Source organism: Blastococcus sp. SYSU DS0617, from assembly GCF_054051075.1.
This window is the reverse complement of the sequence record NZ_JBJHAO010000005.1, coordinates 88,260-110,215: the sequence shown is the minus strand read 5'-3', so window position 1 is coordinate 110,215 and position 21,956 is coordinate 88,260. Positions and strand designations below refer to the sequence as shown.

The window sequence follows — 21,956 nt, the reverse complement described above, 5'->3', positions numbered from 1 at the left end:
AGCCTACCCGGCGGTCAGACATTTCCAGAATGCGGTTCGGTAGTAGATAATGGTTCTCATGAACATCTCGCTCGCTCGCCGCTCCGCCTCCGCGGCGACCGCTGCGTCCCTGCTCCTCCTTGCCGGCTGCGGCAGCGACGACGGCTCCGGGAACGCCGGCGCCGGCAGCGACGGCCTCACCGTCCTGGCCGGCTTCTACCCGCTGGAGTGGGCCGCCGAGCGGGTCGGGGGCGAGCGCGTCTCGGTCACGTCGCTCACCGCTCCCGGCGCCGAGCCCCACGACCTCGAGCTGACCCCGCGGGACGTCGCCGGCGTCTCGGACGCCGACCTGCTCGTGTACCTCGGCGGCTTCCAGGCCGCGGTGGACGAGGTCGCCGAGCAGCAGGCCGGCGACCACTCGTGGGACGCCACCGAGGCCGCGAACCTCTCGCTCACCTCGGACGGCCACGACCACGAGCACGCCGAGGGCGAGGAGCACGCGGAGGACGAGGAGCACGCCGAAGGTGACGAGCACGCGGAGCACGCCGAGGGCGAGGAGTCCGCGGACCCGCACTTCTGGCTCGACCCCACCCGCCTGGCCAACGTCGGCGACGCGCTGGCCGGGCAGCTGACCGAGCTGGACCCCGAGGGCGCGGAGACCTACGAGCAGAACGCCGCCGCCCTCCGGGAGGAGCTGGAGTCGCTCGACCAGGAGATGGCCGAGGGGCTGTCCGGCTGCACCGTGGACACCCTGGTCACGAGCCACGACGCCTTCGGCTACCTCGCCGAGCGCTACGGTCTCGAGGTGGTCGGCATCACCGGGCTGAGCCCGAACAACGAGCCCTCGGCCAGCCAGCTGGCCGAGATCTCGGACCTGGTCAGCGAGCGCGGGGTGACGACGGTCTACACCGAGACGCTCGTCGACCCCTCCATCGCCGAGGCCGTCGCCTCGGAGTCCGGCGTCCGCACCGCCGTCCTCGACCCCCTCGAAGGGCTGACCGACGAGTCGGCCGGCGACGACTACCTCGCCGTCATGCGCGCCAACCTGGCCACGCTGCAGGAGGGTCAGTCCTGCTCATGACGGATCGCCCGTCCACCGGGCCGGGCGTCATCGACCTCCGGCGGGCCACCATCGGCTACGGCGACGTGCCGATCGTGCGCGACGTCGACCTGACCGTCCGGGCCGGGGAGGCGGTCGCCGTCCTGGGCTCGAACGGCTCCGGCAAGACCACCCTGGCGCGCGGGCTGCTCGGCCTGGCCACGGTGCTCGGCGGAGAGGTCCAGGTGCTGGGCGCCCCGATCGGCCGGCTCCGCGAGCGCGGCCGCGTCGGCTACGTGCCGCAGCGGCACTCGATCAGCGGAGCGGTCCCGGCGACCGTGCGCGAGGTCGCCGGCGTGGGCCGGCTCGCCCGGCTCGGCCTGTTCCGCAGGCTCGGGGCCGCCGACCGCGCCGCCGTCGTCGACGCGGTGACGGCGGTGGGCCTCGCCGACCGGCTGGACGACCCGGTCGCCTCGCTGTCCGGCGGGCAGCAGCGCAGAGTGCTCGTCGCCCGCGCGCTGGCCGCGGAACCGGAGCTGCTGATCATGGACGAGCCCACCGCCGGGGTGGATGCCGCCAGCCAGGAGGCGCTGGCCGGTGTCCTCGCCGGCATCTCCGCCCGCGGCACCACCCTGGTGGTGGTCACGCACGAGAGCGCACCGCTGGCCGGTGTCCTCTCCCGGGCGGTCGTGATCGACCACGGCCGCGTGGCCTACGACGGGCCGCTGGCCGAGGCCTCCGCGCACGACGAGCACCTGCACCACCACCCGCCGGAGCGGGAGCCCACCGGCTACCGCATGGACCAGCCCACGGTGACCACCGGTCCGCGGACCGACGCCGACAGGGAGCACTGACGTGGGACTCCTCGACTACGACTTCATGCAGCGGGCGCTGCTCGCCTCCCTGATGGTCGGGCTCGTCGCACCGGCCGTCGGCGTGTTCCTCGTGCAGCGCCGGCTCTCGCTGCTGGGTGATGGTCTCGGCCACGTCGCGCTCACCGGCGTGGCCGTGGGAGTGCTGACGGCGACCAGCCCGGTGTGGACCGCGCTCGTGGCGGCCGTGCTGGGTGCCGTGCTCATCGAACTGGTCCGCGCCCGCGGCCGCACCAGCGGCGACGTGGCACTCGCCGTCCTCTTCTACGGCGGCATCGCCGGTGGCGTGGTGCTGCTCAGCCTCGCCCCGAGAGGGCAGGCCACGAACCTGGACTCCTACCTCTTCGGCGCCATCACGACGACCAGCCCGCAGGACGTCTCGGTCTTCGCGGTCATCGCGGTCGTGGTGCTCGTCAGCGTGGCCCTGCTGGGCCAGCGGCTGTACGCGGTGAGCGACGACGAGGAGTACGCCCGTGCGGTGGGGCTCCCCGTCCTCGGCCTCAACATCGTGCTGGCGGCGCTGGTGGCCTCCACCGTGGTCCTCTCGATGCGGGTCGTCGGGCTGCTCCTCATCAGCGCGCTGATGATCGTCCCCAGCGCCATCGCGCAGCTGCTCGCCCGCAGCTTCCGGGAGACCGTGCTGGTCGCCTGCCTCGTCGGAGTGCTGATCAGCGTCTCGGGGACGGCCACGTCCTTCTACACCGGCACCCCCTCGGGCGGGACGATCGTGCTGCTGGCCATCGCCCTGTTCCTGCTCGTCACCACGGCCGTGACCTTGCGGGACGCGACGGCGCGCCGACGTCACCGGCGTAGGGTCGACGTCCACGACGCGCACCCCCACGAGCACGGCGACGACTGCGGTCATCCGCCGGTGCCGCACGGCGACCACGTCGACTACGACCACGACGGGCACCTCCACGCGCCGCACCAGACCGGCCGGGGGGTGCACTACGACGAGCACGGGGAGCACCCGGTGGGCGCTCCCCCCAGCGGAAGGCCGGGATGACCATGAGCGAGCCGGCACCCGCCGAGCTGTCCGGCCGTCGCACCACCCGGCAGCGCAGTGCGCTCGTCGCGCTCCTGGACGAGCTGGACGGCTTCCGCAGCGCGCAGGAGCTGCACTCCCTGCTCCGCGAGCGCGGTGACTCCGTGGGCCTCGCGACGGTCTACCGGGCCCTGCAGGCGCTCGTCGAGGACGGGCAGCTGGACGTGCTCCGCAGTTCCGACGGAGAAGCCGCCTACCGCCGCTGCTCCCCCGTCCACCACCACCACCTGGTCTGCCGGTCGTGCGGGCGGACGGTGGAGGTCTCCGACCCGCCGGTGGAGCGGTGGGCCGCCCGGATCGCCAGCGAGCACGGCTTCGCCGACGTGCAGCACCAGGTCGAGGTCTTCGGCACCTGCGCCGACTGCAGCGCCCGCTCCTGAGCTCCACTCGCGGGCCGGTCAAACGTGCTCCGCGCGGGATGCCGCGCGGCCCGCGGAACGGGTGTCAGCGGTCCCGGAGCGCGCGCAGTGCTGACTTCCGGGCGTCGCCGGTCAGCCGGTCCAGGAACACCTTGCCGTCGAGGTGGTCGACCTCGTGCTGGAGGCAGCGGGCCATGAGGCCCTCACCCTCGAGGCGCAGGGGCTTCCCGTCGACGTCGAACCCCTCGGCGACGCACCGCATCGCGCGGACCGTCGGGGCCCAGATGCCCGGCACCGACAGGCACCCCTCGTCGCCGTCCTGGGTCTCCTCGGAGCGCTCGACGATGACGGGGTTGACCATGTGCCCGATGACACCGTCGATGTTGTAGGAGAAGACCCGCGCGCTCACGCCGATCTGTGGAGCGGCGACCCCGGCGCGGCCCGGGTTGTCGACGGTCTCCTCGAGGTCACGGACCAGCGCGGCCAGCCAGCCGTCGAACGCCGTCACCTCGTCGGAGGGCGTGCGGAGGACCGGATCGCCGAGCTCGCGGATGGGGCGGATCGTCACCCGCCCAGTCTCTCAGCCCGGCTCCCCGGCCTGTCCCACCCTCCCCGCCGGCGCTCAGGACCGACGGCGGACCAGCACCATCTCGTCCCGGTGCACGACCTCGCGGCGGTACTCCGGCGGGAGGTCGCCGGTCTTGTGACCCAGCAGCCGGGGCAGCTCGGAGGCGTCGTAGGCGACCAGCCCGCGGGCGACGACGGTGCCGTCCAGCCCGATGAGCTCGACCGGGTCGTCGGCGACGAACTCACCCGAGACGGCGGTGATGCCGGCGGCGAGCAGCGAGGCGTGCCGTTCGCGGACGGCCTCGACCGCGCCGTCGTCCAGGGTGAGCCGGCCGCGCGGGCGACTGGCGTAGCGCAGCCAGAACTGGCGGGCGCTGGGCCGGCGGCCCATCGGCAGGAACAGCGTGCCCACGCGCTCCCCGGCGAGCGCGGCGGCGGCCTGCGCGGCCGAGGTGACGACGACGGGGACCCCGGCGTGCGCGGCGATGAAGGCCGCCTCCACCTTGGTCGCCATCCCGCCGGTGCCGACGCCGTTGCGGCTGGCCGACCCGAGGGTGACCGCGGCGAGGTCGCCGGGCTCGCGGACGGTGTCGACCAGGGAGGCCGGCCCGGTGCGGGGGTCCCCGTCGTAGACGCCGTCGACGTCGGAGAGCAGGACGAGCGCGTCGGCCTGGGCGACGTGGGCGACCAGTGCGGCCAGCCGGTCGTTGTCGCCGAAGCGGATCTCCTCGGTGGCCACCGTGTCGTTCTCGTTGACGATCGGCAGCGCCCCGAGGGTGAGCAGCCGCTCGACGGTCCGGTGCGCGTTGCGGTAGTGACCGCGTCGGGTGAGGTCGTCAGCGGTCAGGAGCACCTGGCCGACCGTGACCCCGTGCCGGGCGAAGGCGTCCGCGTAGGTCTGCACCAGCCGCAGCTGCCCGACGCTGGCGGCTGCCTGGGCGGTGGCGAGGTCGCGCGGCCGCCCCTCGAGCCCGAGGGGCGCCAGCCCGGCCGCGATCGCGCCGGAGGAGACCAGGACCACCTCGCGGCCCGCGGTCCGGGCGCTGCCCAGCACGTCGACCAGTGCGGCCAGCCGCTCGGTGTCCAGCCCGCCGGGCAGCGTGGTCAGCGAGGAGGAACCGACCTTCACCACGACCCGTCGCGCGCCCGCGATCCCGGGCCGCGCGACGTCGGCGGTCAGCGGCCCCTGATCGGTCACGGGAGGTCCTCCGGCAGGTCGTCCTCGGTCCACCCCGGTTCGCTGAGCTCGTAGGGCACGCGGCGGGCGCGCTTGGCCGCCAGCCGCTCCTCGGCCCGCACGCGGTGCGGCGCGTCGATCCGGCTGTCGGTGCCCCGGCCACCCAGGCCCGCGGCCTCCTCGGCACTCAGCGTGCCGGCCGGCAGGGAGGGCACCCAGTCGAAGGTGACGCCGCCGATGGTGACCGCGTCGCCGGTGACGGCACCGGCCTTGGCCAGCGCCTCCTCGACGCCGAGCCGGTTGAGCCGGTCCGCCAGGAAGCCGACCGCCTCGTCGTTGCTGAAGTCGGTCTGGCGGACCCAGCGCTCGGGTCGCACGCCGTGCACGATGAAGCCGCCGGTGTCGAACTCGGTGTCCCGCTCCACGGTGAAGCCGGAGTCGTCGACGGCCCTGGGGGTGACGGTGACGCGCGCGGGCTCCATGGCCGGCAGGCTCGCGCGGTGCTCCTCGACGGCCGCGGCCAGGGCGAAGCCGAACTCCCGGAGGCCTTCGCCGGTCGCGGCACTCACCGGGTACACGGCCAGGCCGCGCTCCTCGAGGCCGGTGCGGACCAGGTCGACCAGCTCGCGGGCGTCGGGCACGTCGATCTTGTTCAGGACGGCGATCCGCAGCCGGCCGACGAGGTCGAGCTCGTCACCGCCGTACTCCGCCAGCTCGTGCTCGAGGGCCTCGATGTCGGACTCCGGGTCGCGTCCGGGCTCCATCGTGGCCATGTCGACGACGTGGACGAGCACCGCGCACCGCTCGACGTGTCGCAGGAACTGCACGCCCAGGCCCTTGCCGGTGGAGGCACCCGGGATCAGGCCCGGGACGTCGGCCATCGTGTAGACGGTGTCGCCGGACCGGATCACGCCGAGGTTGGGCACGAGCGTGGTGAAGGGGTAGTCGGCGATCTTCGGGCGCGCCGAGGACATCGCCGCGATCAGCGACGACTTGCCCGCGGAAGGGAACCCGACCAGGCCGACGTCGGCGATGCTCTTGAGCTCGATGACCGCGTCGAACGCCTCGCCGGGCTCGCCGAGGAGCGCGAAGCCGGGGGCCTTGCGGCGGGCGTTGGCCAGCGCGGCGTTGCCGAGGCCCCCCCGGCCGCCCTTGGCCAGCACCACCCGCGTGCCGGCGCCGACGAGGTCGGCGATCACCCGGCCGTCGGGCGTGCTGACGACCGTGCCGGCCGGCACCCGGAGGACCCGGTCCTCGCCCTTGCCGCCGTGCCGGTTGCCGCCCTCGCCCGGGCGTCCGTTGTCGGCCTTCTGGTGCGGCCGGTGGTGGAAGTCCAGCAGCGTGTGCACGCTGGGGTCCACCTCGAGGACGACGTCGCCGCCGTCTCCGCCGTTGCCGCCGTCGGGCCCGCCGAGGGGCTTGAACTTCTCCCGATGGATCGAGGAGACGCCGTGGCCACCGTTGCCGGCTGCCACGTGCACGACCACTCGATCGACGAAAGCGGCCATACCCGCCGCCTCCTACCTGCTGAGCGCCACGAGCGCACGGGCAGGTCGCCCGTGCGCTCGTGGCGACACGAATGTGCTGCGGCCCGTACGGGCCGCTCCCCCGCCGGAGTGGGGGGTGGTGCTGCTCAGGCCTCGACGGCCGAGATGGAGATCGTCTTCCGGCCCCGGCGCATGCCGAAGGTGACCGAACCGGGAGCCAGCGCGAACAGCGTGTCGTCGCTGCCACGGCCGACGCCCAGGCCCGGGTGGAAGTGGGTGCCGCGCTGGCGCACGATGATCTCGCCGGCCTTGACGACCTGGCCACCGAAGCGCTTCACGCCGAGGCGCTGCGCGTTGGAGTCGCGGCCGTTGCGGGACGACGATGCGCCCTTCTTGTGTGCCATGTCGAGGTCAGCCCTTCGAGATGTCGCGGACCACGACGCTGGTCAGGGGCTGACGGTGCCCCTGCCGCTTGTGGTAGCCGGTCTTGTTCTTGAACTTGTGGATGCGGATCTTCGGGCCCTTGCCGTGCTCGATGATCTCGCCGGTCACGGTCACCTTGGCCAGGGCCGCGGCGTCGCTGGTGACGGCGTCGCCGTCGACCAGCAGGATCGCCGGCAGGGCGACGCTGTCGCCGGCCGCACCCTGCAGGCGGTTGATCGTGAACGTGTCGCCCACGGCCACCTTGTGCTGGCTGCCACCGGCCTTCACCACTGCGTACACCACTGACTCCTCGTTAGCTCGCTTGTGCCCAGCTGTCTGTCCGGCGCGCACGACCGAGCGGCGCCGGGTGCTGGACGGGTTGCGGACGCCTGACCCGGCGGCACCCGAGGGCGCCCGCACGGTGGCGATGCAACCCGACCAGCGTACCCGAGGACCGCGCCCCGGGTCGACGTGCCCCCGGGGCCCGCTGCCGGTCCCGCGACGGGCGCGGGCGGCAGCGGGTCCTCGGTCAGACGACGGGCGGCCCGGCCGGTCGGCTCGCCGCCCGGCGACGGCGCGGACGCCCCGCCGCAGCGGCCGGCTCGGCCGGTGCGACCGGCTCGGCGGGTGCGGCCTCGGACGCGGCCGCCTCCAGGGCCGCCACCTCCGGTGCCGCGATCTCGGGTGCCGCTCCGGGCACGGTCTCGTCCTCCGCGGGTGCCACCGTGTCCTGCGTCGCGGCGTCCCCGGAGGCGGTGCCGTCCTGCTGCTCCTGCGCCGGCTCGGCCACCGCGAGCGGCGGCACGACGACCACGTCGGACGCCTCGCGCTGCGGCGTGGCGGGGCCGCCCTCGTCGTCCGCGTTCACCGGCTCCACGGTCGCGGACGTGGGCACGTCGTCGGCCCGCGCCTCGCCGGCCGGGGCGGACCCGGACGCGGCCACATCGACGCCGTCCGGGGCGTCGTCCCCGGTGGTGTCCTTCGCGACGTCGTCGCCGGCGCCGGCCAGGACTGCGGCGTCCGCGGCGGCACGCTCCTCGCCCGACTGACCCCGGTTGCGGCGACCCCGGTTGCGGCGCCCGCCGCTGCGGGCGCCCTCCGCCGTCTCGCCGTCGGCAGCCGGCTCGGCGGGCGACGTGCCCTCGCCCGCGTCCTGCTCGGCAGTGGTGTCGTCCCGGCCGCCGCCGTTGTCGCCCTTGCCGGAGCGGTCGCGGCGACCGCCCCCGCCGGAGTTGTCGCCCTTGCCGGAGTTCCCGCCGCCGGAGTTGCCCCCGCCGGAGTTGCCGCCCCCGTTGCCGCTGCGACGCCGCTCGTCCACGGGGTCGGTGCTGACGATGATCCCGCGGCCGCGGCAGTGCTCGCAGTTCTCGGAGAACACCTCGAGCAGGCCCTGACCGACGCGCTTGCGGGTCATCTGGACCAGGCCGAGCGAGGTCACCTCGGCGACCTGGTGCTTGGTGCGGTCACGCCCCAGGCACTCGGTGAGCCGCCGCAGCACGAGGTCGCGGTTGCTCTCCAGCACCATGTCGATGAAGTCGATGACGATGATGCCGCCGATGTCGCGCAGCCGGAGCTGGCGGACGATCTCCTCCGCGGCCTCCATGTTGTTGCGCGTGACCGTCTGCTCGAGGTTGCCGCCCGACCCGACGAACTTGCCGGTGTTCACGTCGACCACGGTCATGGCCTCGGTGCGGTCGATCACCAGCGAGCCGCCCGAGGGCAGCCACACCTTGCGGTCCAGGGCCTTGGCCAGCTGCTCGTCGATGCGCAGGTCGTGGAAGACGTCGCCCTGCCCCGTGTAGCGGGACAGCCGCGAGCTGAGCTCCGGCGACACGTGACCGACGTAGGCCTCGACGGTGTCCCAGGCGTCGTCGCCCTGGACGACCAGGTCCTTGAAGTCCTCGTTGAAGACGTCGCGGATGACACGGATGGCGAGGTCCGGCTCGCCGTACAGCAGCGTCGGCGCGCTCGAGGTCGACCCGGCCTTCTGGGAGATGACCTCCCACTGGGCCTTGAGCCGGTTGACGTCGCGGGTGAGCTCCTCCTCGGAGGCGCCCTCCGCGGCGGTCCGGATGATCACGCCGGCGTCCTCGGGGACGATCCGCTTGAGGATGTCCTTGAGCCGCTGGCGCTCGGTGTCGGGCAGCTTCCGGCTGATCCCGGTCATGGAGCCGCCGGGCACGTAGACCAGGAAGCGGCCGGGCAGGTTGATCTGCTGGGTCAGGCGGGCGCCCTTGTGGCCGATCGGGTCCTTGGTGACCTGCACCAGCACCTTGTCGCCGGACTTCATCGCGGTCTCGATGGAGCGCTGCTTGCCCGACAGGCCTGCGGCGTCCCAGTTGACCTCGCCGGCGTAGAGGACGGCGTTGCGTCCCTTGCCGATGTCGATGAAGGCGGCCTCCATGCTGGGCAGCACGTTCTGCACCCGGCCGAGGTAGACGTTGCCGGCGAACGAGGTCGCCTGCGCCTGGGTCACGTAGTGCTCGACCAGGACGTCGTCCTCGAGGACGGCGATCTGCGTGCGCTCACCGCGCTGGCGGATGACCATCTTGCGGTCGACCGCCTCGCGCCGGGCGAGGAACTCGCTCTCGGTCAGGATCGGCGCGCGCCGGCGTCCGGTGTCGCGGCCGTCGCGACGGCGCTGGCGCTTGGCCTCGAGCCGCGTGGAGCCCGCGACACCGCGCACGTCGTCGTCGCTCGTGGTGCGGCCGTTGCGGCCGGCGCGCTCCGGGCGGTCGTCGTCGTCGGTGTCGTCGGAGGCCTCCTCGCCCCCGCCCCCGCTGCGCCGGCGCCGGCGACGACGGCGACGGGTGCTCGAGCCGCCCGAGGCCTCGTCGGAGTCGCCGTCGTTCTCGTCGTCGGTGTCCTCGGAGTCGTCCGAGTCGGACTCGCCGTCCGCGACGGGTTGCTGCTCGCCGTTCTCGTCGTCCCCGTCACCGGAGTCCTCACCGGTGCGGCCGCGGCCGCGGCCCCGGCGACCCCGGCGCCGACGGCGGCTGCTGCTGCCGTCGGAGGAGTCGCCGTCGTCCTCGGTGCCGCTGGTCTCGTCCTCGGTGTCGTCGTCCTCGGTGCTCTCGACGTCCTCGGCCGGCTTCTCGGCCGCGGGACGCCGGCGGGAGCGCGAGCGGGAGCGGGTCGGCTCGGCCTCCTCCTCGGGCGCCTCGGGCGTCTCGGCGTCGACGGGTTCCTCGGGTGACTCCGCCGGGCGGCGGCTGCGGCGGCGCGGGGCGGGCGGCGGGTCCGCGGGCGGCGCCATGAAGCTGACGAAGGCGGTGACCGGGGGGGCGGGCGCCGCCGGGGTCACCGGCTCCACCGCGTCGGGGTCGGGCGCGGCCGCGGGCCGGGTGGCCCGGCGCCGGGGACGGGCCACGACGGCGGTCGGCTCGGGCGAGCTGAACTGGGCGCCGAAGCGGGAGCCGACCGGCTCGGGCTCCGCCTCGGGCGACGGCCCGGCCTCGGGCTCGGGCGTGTCCTGCTCGGCGGACGCGTCGGTCTCGTCCTCCGGGTCCTCCGGGACCGAGGAGTCCTCGGACACCGCGGGGACCTCGGCCACCGTGTCGTCCGGCCGGGGGCCGTTCGGGATCTCCTCGGCGGGGCTGTGCGTGCTGTTGTCGGTATCGGCCACGAGAAAGGCTCGTCTCCTCGAGTGCGCCCGGGCGCCGATCGGCTGATCGGCGGCCGCACAGGTGCACGGATTGGGCGGGGCGAGCCGTCGCACGGGGTACGGCGGCTGACTCGTCCTGCGAAGTCTGTGGGCGACTCCCGCGCGACGGTTGCCGCGGCGGGGAGCCGGACTGCGTGGTGCGGTGGTGCGGGGTGGAGCGGTGGTCTGCGGGTGCGGCACGTCTGGCAGCCGTGTCGCGGGCGACGGTGCGCGAGCCTCGTGGGCCTCCGCCGGTCAGACCGCCGCGTGCGCCTCCTGGTCGGGGGCTCCCGCCGTGCGGTCGGGCTCGAGCGGATCGGCCACGGTCCCGGTGTCGTCGAGCCGGCCCTGCGCCTCACGCACGGCCCGGGGGGGCAACGGCGGGCGCAGGTCGGCAACAGCAGCCAGGGCGGCCAACACGTCGTCGGGTCGTACGGCGGGCGTCACCTGCCGGACGACCATGTGCAGTATGGCACAACCTGCCCCGGCCGAGGCCGACGCGCTGGTCACGGCCACGCGGGCGTCGATGTCCTTGAGGCCGTTCTTCGTCCGCTTGGCGACGGTCACCTCGTCCGCGGCCAGGAACGCCGCGACCGCCCGCTCCAGGGCCTCGACGTCCACCCCGGGCAGCTCCACGCGCCAGGCGGCGGCGTCGATGCGGTCGGCCAGGGAGCCGGTCCCCTCCCCCGACTCGACGCACTCCAGGACGGCGACGTCCTCGGGCAGGGCGGCGTCCAGGGCCGCCCGCACGGCCTCGGGGTCGCACCGGACCGAGAGCCCGATCTCGAGGTACTCCGCCTCGCTGGCCGCGCCGGTGGGTGCGGCACCGAGGTAGGAGATCTTGGGATGTGGGCTGAAGCCGGCCGAGAACGCCATCGGCACCCGGGCGCGGCGCAGCGCCCGCTCCAGGGCGCGTGCGAGGTCCCGGTGCGAGGCGAAGCGGAGCCGCCCTCGCTTGGCGTAGCGGATGCGCAGCTTCTGGACGGTCGGCGGCGGGGGCGGGCCGGTGGGCTGGCGGGCCATCAGACGACGGTGAGCGGGAGCAGGCTGCGGCCGGTGGGCCCGATCTGGATCTCGGTGCCCATGGTCGGGCAGACCCCGCAGTCGTAGCAGGGGGTCCAGCGGCAGTCGGCCACCTCCTCCTCGGAGAGCGCGTCCTGCCAGTCCTCCCAGAGCCACTCCTTGTCCAGCCCGGAGTCCAGGTGGTCCCAGGGCAGGATCTCGTGCTCGGTGCGCTCGCGGGTGGTGTACCAGTCGAGGCCGACGCCGAAGGTCGCCAGCTCCTCGGTCGCCGCGGCGACCCAGCGGTCGTAGGAGAAGTGCTCGCTCCAGCCGTCGAACTTGCCGCCCTCGCGCCACACGCGCTCGATGACGCGGCCGACCCGGCGGTCCCCGCGGGAGAGCAGCCCTTCGATCACGCCGGGCTTGCCGTCGTGGTAGCGCAGCCCGATGGAGCGGCCGATGCGCCGGTCCTCGTTGATCTTCGCGCGGAGCACGCGCAGCCGGTGGTCGATCGTCTCCGCGCTGGCCTGCGCGGCCCACTGGAAGGGGGTGTGGGGCTTGGGTACGAAGCCACCGATGGAGACGGTGCAGCGGATGTCCTTGCGGCCGCTGGCCTCGCGGCCGGCGCGGATGACCTCGACCGCCAGGTCGGCGATCTCCAGCACGTCCTCGTCGGTCTCGGTGGGCAGGCCGCACATGAAGTAGAGCTTCACCTGCGTCCAGCCGTTGGCGTAGGCGGTGGTCACCGTGCGGACGAGGTCCTCCTTGGACACCGTCTTGTTGATGACCCGGCGGATGCGCTCGCTGCCGCCCTCGGGGGCGAACGTCAGGCCGCTGCGCCGTCCGTTGCGGGACAGCTCGTTGGCCAGCGTCACGTTGAAGGCGTCCACGCGGGTGCTCGGCAGGCTGAGACCGGTGTTGGTGCCCTCGTAGCGGTCGGCCAGCTCCTTGGCGAGCTGCCCGATCTCGGAGTGGTCGGCGCTGGAGAGGCTGAGCAGGCCGACCTCCTCGTAGCCGGTCGCCTTGAGCCCCTGCTCGACCATCGAGCCGATGCCGGTGATCGTCCGCTCGCGCACCGGGCGAGTGATCATCCCGGCCTGGCAGAAGCGGCAGCCGCGGGTGCAGCCGCGGAAGATCTCCACGCTCATCCGCTCGTGCACGCTCTCGGCGTTCGGCACCAGCGGCTGCTTCGGGTAGGGCCACTCGTCGAGGTCCATGACGGTGCGCTTGCCGACCTTCGCGGGGACGTCGTCCCGGGTGCGGCTCACGGTCGCGATGGCGCCGTCGTCGGCGTAGGTGACCGCGTAGAAGCGCGGTACGTAGACCCCGTCGACACGGGCCAGCCGGGCGAGCAGTTCCTCGCGGCCACCGGGGCGGCCCTGCGCCTTCCACGCCTTGACGACGTCGGTGATGTCGCCGACGACCTGCTCGCCGTCACCGAGGACGGCGCAGTCGACGAAGTCGGCGACCGGCTCGGGGTTGAACGCCGCGTGCCCACCGGCGACGACCACCGGGTGGCTCTCGTCGCGGGCCACCGCGTGCAGCGGGATGCCGGCGAGGTCGAGGGCCTCGAGGAGGTTCGTGTAGCCGAGCTCGGTGGCGAAGCTGACGCCGAGGACGTCGAAGTCGCCGACGGCGCGGTGACCGTCGACGGTGAACTGCGGGACGCCGTCCGCGCGCATGAGCGCCGCGAGGTCGGGCCAGACGGCGTAGGTGCGCTCGGCCAGGGCGTCGGGGCGCTCGTTGAGCACCTCGTAGAGGATCATCAGGCCCTGGTTGGGCAGGCCCACCTCGTAGGCGTCGGGATACATCAGCGCCCAGTGGACGGCGGCGTCCTCCCAGGGTTTCACCTGGGCGTTGAGCTCACCGCCCACGTACTGGATGGGCTTCTGGATCTGGGCCAGCAGCGGCTCGAGTCGCGGGTAGAGCGACTCGCCGGCGGTCGTGCGGAGCTCTGCAGTCATGGCGGGTCCAGGGTAGCCGCCACGGCGCGCTGCTCCGTCGTCCCGGGAAGGGAACCCATCGTCGCTTGACACGATTCGTAGCAATAATGCTACGGTTGATCGCATGGGACGACAGTCGAAGTCGGAGGCGGACAAGGTCCACGACCGCATCGCCGTCCTCCGGGCCGACCGCCGCGTGAGCCGCAAGGAGCTCGCGGACGCCGTCGGCGTCCACCCGCAGACGATCGGCTACCTGGAACGCGGCGAGTACGCCCCGTCCCTGGCGCTGGCCCTGCGCATCGCCCGCTTCTTCGACCTGCCGGTCGAGGCGATCTTCTCCCTCGACCCGCTGCCCTCGCTCAGCCAGGAACTCCTCAGGAGGACGACGTGAGCACCATCCCCACGCAGGCCCACCGCGCGAGCACCTTCGACGACGGCCGCTACGGCTGGGCCCGCGGACGGCGGACCCGCCGGCGGGCGGTCGCCGGCGAGCTCGTGGTGCTCACCGTGCTGGTCGCCGCCACCGTCGGCGCCGCGGCGACCGCCGACGGGTGGCCGACGTGGTTCTTCATCACCTGGCTGGCAGGGATGTGGGCACTCGTCCCGCTGCACTCCGTGCTCAACCTCGGGATCCGGGGCCTCTTCGTGCGCAGCAACCGGTCGCTGGACGAGCACCAGCGCCACCTGCGCATGCAGTCGCTCGACGCGACGCACTGGCCGAGCGCGGCGCTGACCTTCGCGGCGGTGACCGGCTCCCTCACGATCGTCGCCCGCAGCGGACACGTCATGCCGGCGCTCTGCCTGGGATTCCTGCTCTGGATGGCGAGCTGGGTGCTGCCCTTCTGGCACCTGGCCTGGACCGCCCCCGACGAGCCCGCCGACGACTGAGCCCCCGTGCCGGTCGAGGGGATCTCCCCCCTCGACCACCTGCCCTCACCTCGCCAGGAACTCCTCAGGAGGACGTCATGAGCACTGCCCCCGAGCAGACCTACCTCGCCCGCACCTTCGACGACGAGCGCTACGCCTGGGCGCGGAGCCGCCGGGCCCGGCACCGGGCGGTGGTCGCCGAGGTGGCGCTCTTCGCCGCCCTGGTCACCGCGACGGTGGTCAGCGCCTCCACCGACCAGGGCTGGACGACGTGGTTCTTCGTCGTCTGGACGGCCGGGATGCTGGCGTTCATCCCGATGCACTCGGTGCTCAACCTCGGCATCCGCGGCGTTCTCGACCGCGACCGGCGATCGCTCGACGAGCACCAGCGGCGGCTGGGCGAACGGTCGCACAGCGCGATGGGCTGGCCGAGCATGGCGCTGACGTTCGTGGCGATCGGCGGGGCGGTCGCCGTCGTCGCGCTCACCGGGCACGTCGCGCCGGCGCTCTGCCTCGGGTTCCTGCTCTGGTTGGCCAGCGGCCTGCTGACCTACTGGCACCTCGCGTGGACCGCGCCCGAGGAGCCGGCCGACGACCTGGCGGACTGAACGGGAGTGGGCCGCCGCGGCGACACCGGCGATGTGGGCGCCACCCGGTCCGGGTGGCGCCCACATCGCCGATCTGGCTGAGCCGGGTCAGCCGAGGTCGGGGAAGAACAGGCCGATCTCGCGGGCGGCGGACTCCGGCGAGTCGGAGCCGTGCACGATGTTGTTCTGCACCTCGAGGGCGAAGTCGCCGCGGACCGTGCCGGGGCCGGCCTTCACCGGGTCGGTGGCGCCGGCGAGGGCGCGGAACGCCTCGATGGCGCGCGGGCCCTCGACGACCAGCGCCATCAGCGGGCCGCTGGTGATGAACTCGACGAGCGAGCCGAAGAACGGCCGCTCGCGGTGCTCGGCGTAGTGCGTCTCCGCGGTCTCGGCGGTCAGCGTGCGCAGCTCGGCGGCGACCAGCCGCAGCCCCTTGCGCTCCAGCCGGGTGATCACCTCGCCGACCAGGCCGCGGGCGACGCCGTCGGGCTTGACGAGGACGAGGGTGCGTTCAGGCGTGGGTGCGGACACGGCTGCGCAGCTTACGTGGCCCCGGAGAACGGGCCCGCGCACCCGCGGGCATCCCTCGTGCGGGTGATCAACTCACGGGCGGTTCCCGTCGATGAGGAACCGTGCGTACCGGAACCCGACAGCTACTGACCGTTTCCACGGCCTCCCTCCTCCTCGTCTGCGCCACCGGTATAGCGTCGGCCGACGAGCCGGTGAGCGCCGAGGTGACCGAGCTCCCCACCACGCTGGTGGACGACCTCGCGCGGACCGAGCAGCAGACGCTGACCGACCTGACCGAGGGCGAGGGCGTCCCGCTGGCGGCCTTCGTCACGACCCCGGACGGGCCCGAGATCGTCACCCTCCAGGCCGGCCGGCGTTCCGACGCCGCAGCGGCGGTGCAACTGCTCGAGCGGCAGCCCTCGGTCGAGGCGGCGGCCCTCAGCGTCCCCGTCCGGAAGACGGGCGGCTCGTACGAGCAGTGGGGCAACACCGCGATCCGGTCGGAGGCCGCTCGCGCGCAGGTCCCGGCTGCAGCTCTCGCCGACGTCGTCGTCGCGGTGCTGGACTCCGGGGTGGCGCCGCACGAGGAGTTGGTCGGTGCCCTGCTGCCGGGCCGCAACTTCACCGACTCCCCGGGGGGCCCCACCGACAGCGGCGACCGCGACGGACATGGGACGCACGTCTCCGGCACCGTCGTCGCGGATCCCGGATCGCACGTGGAAGGCGTGGCCGCGGGCGCCAAGGTGCTCCCGGTCAAGGTGCTCGGCGACGACGGGTGGGGGGAGTCGGCCTGGGTCGCCGACGGGATCATCTGGGCCGTCGACCAGGGCGCCGACGTCATCAACATGTCCCTGGGCGGGGAGAGCAGCAGCCTGATGACCCAGGCCATCGGGTACGCGCGCTCGAAAGGCGTGACGGTTGTCGCGTCCGCCGGCAACGACAACACCTCCGCGCCTCAGTACCCAGCCGCCGATGCCGGTGTGATCGCCGTCGCCGCCACCGAGGAGTTCGGCGACCGGGCCTGGTTCTCCAACTACGGCACCTACGTCGACGTCGCGGCGCCGGGCGTCGACATCGCCTCGACCTACCCGGCCGAGCTGGGCAGCTACGAGTGGCTGAGTGGGACCTCGATGGCCGCGCCGCACGTGGCCGGGGTGGTCGCGCTCATGGAGGCTGTGGCTCCCGCGCTCACACCCGACCAGGTCGAGCGGGCCCTCACCGGGTCGGCCACCGACCTCGGCGCAGCCGGCCGCGACGACCTGTTCGGGCACGGGCTGGTGGACGCCGTCCGGGCCGTGCAGAGCGCGAAGGCGCTCGCCGCACCGCCGGCACCCGTCGTGCGGACGCCCTCCGCTCCGCGGATCGGCGCGCAGAAAGCCCTGCCCGGCGGCGTGCGGGTCTCCTGGACCGCGCCCACGGACAACGGCGGAGCCGCTATCACGAGCTACCGGGTGACTGCCTTCCGCGGCGCCACCCCGGTGAAGGCCGTGACCGTCGGGGGCAGCACGACCACGGCGACGCTCAAGGGACTGAAGAACGGCGTCGCCCACCGGGTCGCTGTCACGGCCCTCAACTCCGCCGGCTCGGGCCCCGCATCGGCGATGGTCGCCGCCACGCCCCGCACCAAGCCGAGCGCACCGAAGATCCGCTCGGTCACGGCGCAGAAGAAGGCGGTCACGGTGCGCTGGGCCAAGCCGGCCAGCACCGGCGGCGCCCCCGTCACCGGCTACGTCGTCCGGGTCTACTCCGCCGGCAGGCTGGTCAAGGCCGTGAACGTGGGTGCCACGAAGACCGGCGTGACCGTCGCCGGCCTGTCGAAGGCCAGGAGCTACACCTTCCGCGTGCTGGCCAAGAACGCAGCCGGGATCGGCGCCGCCTCGGCGCCGAGCAAGGGTGTGCGCCCGCGCTGACCGACACCCGCAGGGGCGGCCACCACCTGGTGGCCGCCCCTCTCGTCGCCAGGGGCCGCCGGTCCTCCCCCTGACGAGGGATGGGCTCGTCGTCCGCTCGAGTCGATGAGAGCTTGTGCGAACCGGAACCCGACAGCTGCTGACCGTCTCCACGGCGTCCCTCCTCCTCGTCTGCGCCACCGGAACCGCGTCGGCCGACGAGCCGGTGAGCGCCGAGGTGACCGAGCTCCCCACCACGCTGGTGGCCGACCTCGCGCGGACCGAGCAGCAGACGCTGACCGACCTGACCGAGGGCGAGGGCGTCCAGCTGGAGGCCTTCGTCGAGACGCCGACGGGGCCCGAGATCGTCACCCTGGAGGCCGGCGACCGGGCCGATGCCACGGCGGCGGCGGCGCTCCTCGAGCGGCAGCCATCGGTCGAGGCGGCCGCCGTCAGCACACCGGTGCACGCCACCGGCGGCTGGTACGCGCAGTACGGCAACGACCTGGTGCGCGCCGAGCAGGGCCGCGCCGAGGTCGACGCAGCCGCGCTCGACGACGTCGTCGTCGCCGTCCTGGACACCGGGGTGGCGCCCCATGCCGAGCTGACCTCGGCGCTCGTCGCCGGCCGGAACTTCACCGACTCCCCCGGTGGTCCGCTCGACGCCACCGACCGGCACGGGCACGGGACCCACGTCGCCGGCACGATCGGCGCGGACGCCGGCAGCAACGTCGAGGGCGTCGCCACCGGTGTGCGGATCATGCCGGTCAAGGTCCTGGGCGACACCGGCGGCGGGTGGACGAACTGGGCCGCCGACGGGATCGTCTGGGCCGCCGACAACGGCGCCGACGTCATCAACATGTCGCTGGGCGGGGCCAGCCCCAGCACGGTGCAGGCCCAGGCCGTCGCCTACGCGCGCTCGAAGGGCGTGACCGTCATCGCGGCCGCCGGCAACGACGACACCTCGGCGCCGTTCTACCCCGCGGCCGACCCCGGGGTCATCGCGGTCGCCGCGGTGGACGAGCAGCGGGCCAGGGCGTGGTTCTCCAACTACGGCAGCTACGTCGACGTCGCGGCACCGGGTGTCGACATCCTCTCCACCTACGTGGCGCTGGAGGGCGAGTACGTCTACCTGAGCGGCACCTCGATGGCCTCGCCGCACGTGGCCGGCGTGGCCGCGCTGATGGAGGCCGCGGCTCCGGCGCTCACGCCGGACCAGGTCGAGCGGGCCCTCACCGGGTCGGCCACCGACCTCGGCACTACCGGCCGGGACGACCTGTTCGGCCACGGGCTGGTGGACGCCGTGCGGGCCGTGCAGGGCGCGCGGACGCTCGCCGGCGGCGGCACGCTGCCGGTCAACAGCGCGCCGGTCGCCGTCGCCGACGCGGTCTCGCTCCCGTACGACCCCGGCACCCGGACGCTCCCGGTGACCGCGAACGACACCGATGCCGACGGCGACCCGCTGCAGATCGTCGCCTCGACCCGGGGCGCCCACGGCTCGGTGGCGGCCACCGCGACCTCGCTGACCTACACCCCGACCCGTCCCGGCCCCTTCACCGACACCGTCAGCTACACCGTGGGCGACGGCCGCGGAGCGACCGCGGTCGGCACCGTCCGGGTGTCGGTGGCCGGTCCCCCGGCGCCCGTCGTGCGCCAGCCCTCCGCGCCCCGGATCGGCACGCGGATCCCCGTGCCCGCCGGTGTGCGACTGCGCTGGACCGCTCCCGCGGACACCGGCGGAGCCGCGATCTCGGCCTACCGGGTGACCGCCTACCGGGGCGCCACCCCGGTCAAGTCCGTCGTGGTCAGCGGCCGGACGACCACGGCGACGGTCACGGGCCTGCGCAACGGGACCGCCTACCGGCTGGCCGTCCAGGCCGTGAACTCCGCCGGCACCGGCCCCCGGTCGGCGCTGGTCACCGCCACGCCCCGCACCAAGCCGAGTGCCCCGCGGATCGGGTCGGTGACGGCGCAGAAGAAGGCGGTCGCGGTGCGCTGGGTCAGGCCGGCCAGCACCGGTGGCGCGCCCGTCACCGGCTACGTCGTCCGCGTGTACTCCGCCGGCAAGCTCGTGAAGTCGGTCACCGCCCGGGCGACGACGACGCGGGTGGTCGTCCGGGGGCTGGCGCCGGGCAAGACGTACGCGTTCCGCGTCGTGGCGAAGAACGCGGCCGGGCTGGGCACGTCCTCGGCCGGCAAGGCCGCACGCGCGCGCTGAGTCGCCCGCCGACGGGGCGACCCGCCTACGTGGTGGTCGCCCCGTCGGCGTCGTCCGGCCCCGGCCCCGCCACCGGGGCGAACATCGACCCGACCAGCTCCTTGCGCACCTGCAGGAGGTACAGCCAGATCAGCACGAAGGCGCCGGCCACGAACCACATCGCGGCGGTCATCAGGCCGGTGGCCAGCAGCGGCACCTGCAGCGCGGTGCCGATGTAGAGGCCCCGCTCCCGGCGTTGCACCCCGCTGGACAGGAACAGCAGCAGGGCGAGCACGACGAGGAGCGTCAGCCGGACCGCGCCGAGCCCCTCGGTCGGTGCGATGGCGCGGGGCACGAACAGGACGGCGATGCCCTCGAGCGCCAGGATCGCCGCGGCGGCCCCGCCCAGCGCCCGGCCGGCCCGGACCGGGTCGGCCGCCTTCACGGGCGACGGCCCGACAGGAGCGTCCGGGCCTCCCCCGCGGTGATGACACTGCCGGTGACCAGGACGCCGGACCCACCGAGCGCGTCGTCGGGCCCCGCCTCGGCCAGCTCCATCGCCTCGGAGACCGCCTCACCCAGCCGGGGCGAGACGCTGACCCGGTCGGCACCGAAGACGTCGACGGCCAGGGAGCCCAGCTCGTCGGCGGGCATCGCGCGGTCCGAGGAGTTCTGGGTGACCACCAGCTCCGCGCAGATCTCCTCGAGCGCGGCCAGCATCCCCGAGACGTCCTTGCCGCGGACCACCCCGACCACGCCGACCAGGCGGGTGAAGTCGAAGGACTCCCGGATCGCCTCGACGGTCGCCGTCATCCCGGCCGGGTTGTGCGCGGCGTCGACGAGCACGGCCGGGCTGGTGCGCACCCGCTCCAGGCGACCCGGCGAGCGGACGCCGGCGAAGGCGGCGCGGACCGTCTCCTGCTCGATCGGGCCGGTGGCGGCGCCGGCGCCCAGGAACGCCTCGACGGCGGCCAGCGCGGTGACCGCGTTCTGCGCCTGGTGCGCGCCGAACAGCGGGAGGAAGACCTCCTCGTACTCCCCGCCCAGTCCCTGCAGGCGCACCTGCTGCCCGCCGACGGCGACCCGGCGTTCGAGGACGCCGAACTCGGTGCCCTCACGGGCGACGACGACGTCGGTCTCGACGGCGCGACGGATCAGGGCGTCGAGCGCGCCGGGCTGCTGGTGGGCGAGCACCGCGATCGAGTCCGGCTTGATGATCCCGGCCTTCTCGCCGGCGATCGTGGCGACGTCGGGGCCGAGGTACTCCGCGTGGTCCATCGCCACCGGGGTGACGACGGCGACCCGGGCGTCGGCCACGTTCGTCGCGTCCCAGGTGCCGCCCATGCCCACCTCGATGACGGCGACGTCGACCGGCGCATCGGCGAACAGCGCGTAGGCCATGCCGACCATCACCTCGAAGAAGCTCATGGGGTGCTCGCCGGCGGCGTCGACCATCTGCACGTAGGGCGCGATGTCGGCGTAGGTCTCGACGAACCGCTCCGGGCTCACCGGCTCCCCGTCCAGGACGATCCGCTCCCGCATGGACTCCAGGTGCGGGCTGGTGAAGCGGCCCACGCGCAGGCCGAATCCACGCAGCAGCTCGTCGATCATCCGCGCCGTCGTCGTCTTGCCGTTGGTGCCGGCCACCTGGATCACCGGCATCGCGCGGTGCGGGTTGCCGAGGAGGTCGACCAGAGCGCTGATACGGGTCAGGGACGGCTCGAGCCGGGTCTCCGGCCACCGGGCCAGCAGCTCCGACTCGACCCGGGCCAGCTCACCGGTGCTGCTGCTCACGAGTTCTCCTCGCTGGCGCTCGTCGCCGCGTTCGCGCTGACTGTGTCTCTGGGTTCGCTCGCAAGCTCGCTCACTCCTGCTCAGGATGCCAGTTGGCCGGTGGCCTGCCCCGCCCTACCGGGCGGCGCCCTGGACGACGCCGCTGCCGGCGTGCATCCAGTCCCGCGGGGGCGCGGTCTCGACGACCCGCTTGCCCAGCGGGAACAGCCCGACGGCGGCCAGCTTGAACGAGGCGACGCCGAAGGGGATCCCGATGATCGTCAGGCAGAACCCGATGCCCGCGATGACATGGAGGATCGCCAGCCACCAGCCGGCGACGAGGAACCACAGCAGGTTGCCGATCGCCGAGCCCACGCCCGCGCCCGGTGCGCGCACCGTCGTCCGTCCGAACGGCCACAGCACGAACCCGGCCAGCCGGAACGACGCGATCCCGAACGGGATCGTGACGACCAGCAGGCAGGCGATCACGCCGGCCAGCAGATAGGCCAGCGCGAGGATCCAGCCCTGGAGCACCAGCCAGACGACGTTCAGCAGCAGCCGCAGCGTGTCCATACCGGGCCTCACGGACGGCGCAGC

21 protein-coding genes are annotated in these 21,956 nt (G+C 73.9%); 9 read left to right on the top strand and 12 right to left on the bottom strand.

Features of this window, described 5'->3' with window-relative positions:
* Positions 1-58: 58 nt before the first annotated feature.
* The 4 genes from ACI793_RS08070 to ACI793_RS08055 are packed head-to-tail and all read left to right on the top strand — an operon-like array spanning position 59 to position 3,315.
* Positions 59-1,060, top strand: coding sequence for a metal ABC transporter substrate-binding protein (locus tag ACI793_RS08070; protein ID WP_456605856.1), 1,002 nt, complete (start codon positions 59-61; stop codon positions 1,058-1,060).
* Positions 1,057-1,872 (top strand): metal ABC transporter ATP-binding protein, encoded by an 816-nt coding sequence (locus ACI793_RS08065; RefSeq protein ID WP_456605855.1) that lies wholly within the window; start codon positions 1,057-1,059, stop codon positions 1,870-1,872. The genes ACI793_RS08070 and ACI793_RS08065 overlap by 4 nt, the downstream gene beginning before the upstream one ends.
* Before the next feature lies 1 nt (position 1,873).
* Complete coding sequence (locus ACI793_RS08060) at positions 1,874-2,896, top strand: metal ABC transporter permease (protein WP_456605854.1); 1,023 nt, start codon at positions 1,874-1,876, stop codon at positions 2,894-2,896.
* 2 nt (positions 2,897-2,898) lie between these two features.
* Positions 2,899-3,315: a Fur family transcriptional regulator gene (locus tag ACI793_RS08055; protein ID WP_456605853.1), complete on the top strand. Its 417-nt coding sequence runs from the start codon at positions 2,899-2,901 to the stop codon at positions 3,313-3,315.
* 64 nt (positions 3,316-3,379) lie between these two features.
* On the opposite strand, the gene def is transcribed toward ACI793_RS08055, so the two are convergent.
* The 8 genes from def to ACI793_RS08015 form a co-directional block, all read right to left on the bottom strand.
* On the bottom strand, positions 3,380-3,862 hold the full coding sequence (gene def, locus ACI793_RS08050; protein ID WP_456605852.1) for a peptide deformylase: 483 nt from the start codon (positions 3,860-3,862) through the stop codon (positions 3,380-3,382).
* Positions 3,863-3,916: 54 nt separating this feature from the next.
* Positions 3,917-5,059: a glutamate 5-kinase gene (gene proB, locus ACI793_RS08045; RefSeq protein WP_456605851.1), complete on the bottom strand. Its 1,143-nt coding sequence runs from the start codon at positions 5,057-5,059 to the stop codon at positions 3,917-3,919.
* Positions 5,056-6,546 carry a GTPase ObgE gene (gene obgE, locus ACI793_RS08040; protein WP_456605850.1) on the bottom strand — a complete coding sequence of 497 codons (1,491 nt, stop codon included), beginning with the start codon at positions 6,544-6,546 and terminating at the stop codon, positions 5,056-5,058. The genes proB and obgE overlap by 4 nt, the downstream gene beginning before the upstream one ends.
* 125 nt (positions 6,547-6,671) lie before the next feature.
* A complete protein-coding gene (gene rpmA / locus ACI793_RS08035; protein WP_311344780.1) occupies positions 6,672-6,929 on the bottom strand; it encodes a 50S ribosomal protein L27 in 258 nt (85 codons plus the stop codon).
* Positions 6,930-6,936: 7 nt separating this feature from the next.
* A complete protein-coding gene (rplU, locus tag ACI793_RS08030; RefSeq protein ID WP_456605849.1) occupies positions 6,937-7,248 on the bottom strand; it encodes a 50S ribosomal protein L21 in 312 nt (103 codons plus the stop codon).
* A gap of 229 nt (positions 7,249-7,477) precedes the next feature.
* Positions 7,478-10,573, bottom strand: coding sequence for an Rne/Rng family ribonuclease (locus ACI793_RS08025; protein ID WP_456605848.1), 3,096 nt, complete (start codon positions 10,571-10,573; stop codon positions 7,478-7,480).
* A gap of 273 nt (positions 10,574-10,846) precedes the next feature.
* Entirely contained in the window at positions 10,847-11,614 is a 768-nt protein-coding gene (locus ACI793_RS08020; RefSeq protein WP_456605847.1) for a TIGR03936 family radical SAM-associated protein, read from the bottom strand.
* On the bottom strand, positions 11,614-13,557 hold the full coding sequence (locus ACI793_RS08015) for a TIGR03960 family B12-binding radical SAM protein (protein ID WP_456605846.1): 1,944 nt from the start codon (positions 13,555-13,557) through the stop codon (positions 11,614-11,616). Before ACI793_RS08015 ends, ACI793_RS08020 begins: the two co-directional genes overlap by 1 nt.
* A gap of 103 nt (positions 13,558-13,660) precedes the next feature.
* Here ACI793_RS08015 and ACI793_RS08010 point away from each other — a divergent pair, with 103 nt between their 5' ends.
* The 3 genes from ACI793_RS08010 (at position 13,661) to ACI793_RS08000 (ending at position 15,011) form a co-directional block, all read left to right on the top strand.
* Complete coding sequence (locus tag ACI793_RS08010) at positions 13,661-13,927, top strand: helix-turn-helix transcriptional regulator (RefSeq protein ID WP_456605845.1); 267 nt, start codon at positions 13,661-13,663, stop codon at positions 13,925-13,927.
* Entirely contained in the window at positions 13,924-14,424 is a 501-nt protein-coding gene (locus ACI793_RS08005) for a hypothetical protein (RefSeq protein ID WP_456605844.1), read from the top strand. The genes ACI793_RS08010 and ACI793_RS08005 overlap by 4 nt, the downstream gene beginning before the upstream one ends.
* A 77-nt stretch (positions 14,425-14,501) precedes the next feature.
* Positions 14,502-15,011, top strand: a complete 510-nt coding sequence (locus tag ACI793_RS08000) for a hypothetical protein (RefSeq protein WP_456605843.1) — start codon at positions 14,502-14,504, stop codon at positions 15,009-15,011.
* A gap of 87 nt (positions 15,012-15,098) precedes the next feature.
* Here ACI793_RS08000 and ndk read toward each other — a convergent pair whose 3' ends face one another.
* The gene (gene ndk / locus ACI793_RS07995; protein WP_456605842.1) at positions 15,099-15,521 is read right to left on the bottom strand and encodes a nucleoside-diphosphate kinase; all 423 of its coding nucleotides are present in this window, start codon (positions 15,519-15,521) and stop codon (positions 15,099-15,101) included.
* Positions 15,522-15,712: 191 nt separating this feature from the next.
* Between ndk and ACI793_RS07990 the strand changes: the two genes are divergently transcribed.
* Complete coding sequence (locus ACI793_RS07990) at positions 15,713-17,410, top strand: S8 family serine peptidase (RefSeq protein WP_456605841.1); 1,698 nt, start codon at positions 15,713-15,715, stop codon at positions 17,408-17,410.
* Between the two features lie 115 nt (positions 17,411-17,525).
* A complete protein-coding gene (locus ACI793_RS07985) occupies positions 17,526-19,607 on the top strand; it encodes a S8 family serine peptidase (RefSeq protein WP_456605840.1) in 2,082 nt (693 codons plus the stop codon).
* 25 nt (positions 19,608-19,632) lie between these two features.
* On the opposite strand, the gene ACI793_RS07980 is transcribed toward ACI793_RS07985, so the two are convergent.
* From ACI793_RS07980 to ACI793_RS07970, 3 genes are all read right to left on the bottom strand, one after another.
* Positions 19,633-20,031, bottom strand: coding sequence for a DUF4233 domain-containing protein (locus tag ACI793_RS07980; RefSeq protein ID WP_456605839.1), 399 nt, complete (start codon positions 20,029-20,031; stop codon positions 19,633-19,635).
* Positions 20,028-21,380, bottom strand: a complete 1,353-nt coding sequence (locus tag ACI793_RS07975; protein ID WP_456605838.1) for a bifunctional folylpolyglutamate synthase/dihydrofolate synthase — start codon at positions 21,378-21,380, stop codon at positions 20,028-20,030. Before ACI793_RS07975 ends, ACI793_RS07980 begins: the two co-directional genes overlap by 4 nt.
* Before the next feature lie 114 nt (positions 21,381-21,494).
* Positions 21,495-21,944 (bottom strand): YccF domain-containing protein, encoded by a 450-nt coding sequence (locus tag ACI793_RS07970; protein WP_456605837.1) that lies wholly within the window; start codon positions 21,942-21,944, stop codon positions 21,495-21,497.
* Between the last annotated feature and the right edge of the window lie 12 nt (positions 21,945-21,956).

Bases quoted from the DNA above. Each gene is read 5' to 3' on its own strand.
- ACI793_RS08070 (WP_456605856.1), top strand. From the start codon at position 59: ATGAACATCTCGCTCGCTCGCCGCTCCGCCTCCGCGGCGACCGCTGCG.
- ACI793_RS08065 (WP_456605855.1), top strand. From the start codon at position 1,057: ATGACGGATCGCCCGTCCACCGGGCCGGGCGTCATCGACCTCCGGCGG.
- ACI793_RS08055 (WP_456605853.1), top strand. From the start codon at position 2,899: ATGAGCGAGCCGGCACCCGCCGAGCTGTCCGGCCGTCGCACCACCCGG.
- obgE (WP_456605850.1), bottom strand. From the start codon at position 6,546: ATGGCCGCTTTCGTCGATCGAGTGGTCGTGCACGTGGCAGCCGGCAAC.
- rpmA (WP_311344780.1), bottom strand. From the start codon at position 6,929: ATGGCACACAAGAAGGGCGCATCGTCGTCCCGCAACGGCCGCGACTCC.
- ACI793_RS08020 (WP_456605847.1), bottom strand. From the start codon at position 11,614: ATGGCCCGCCAGCCCACCGGCCCGCCCCCGCCGCCGACCGTCCAGAAG.
- ACI793_RS08015 (WP_456605846.1), bottom strand. From the start codon at position 13,557: ATGACTGCAGAGCTCCGCACGACCGCCGGCGAGTCGCTCTACCCGCGA.
- ACI793_RS08010 (WP_456605845.1), top strand. From the start codon at position 13,661: ATGGGACGACAGTCGAAGTCGGAGGCGGACAAGGTCCACGACCGCATC.
- ACI793_RS08000 (WP_456605843.1), top strand. From the start codon at position 14,502: ATGAGCACTGCCCCCGAGCAGACCTACCTCGCCCGCACCTTCGACGAC.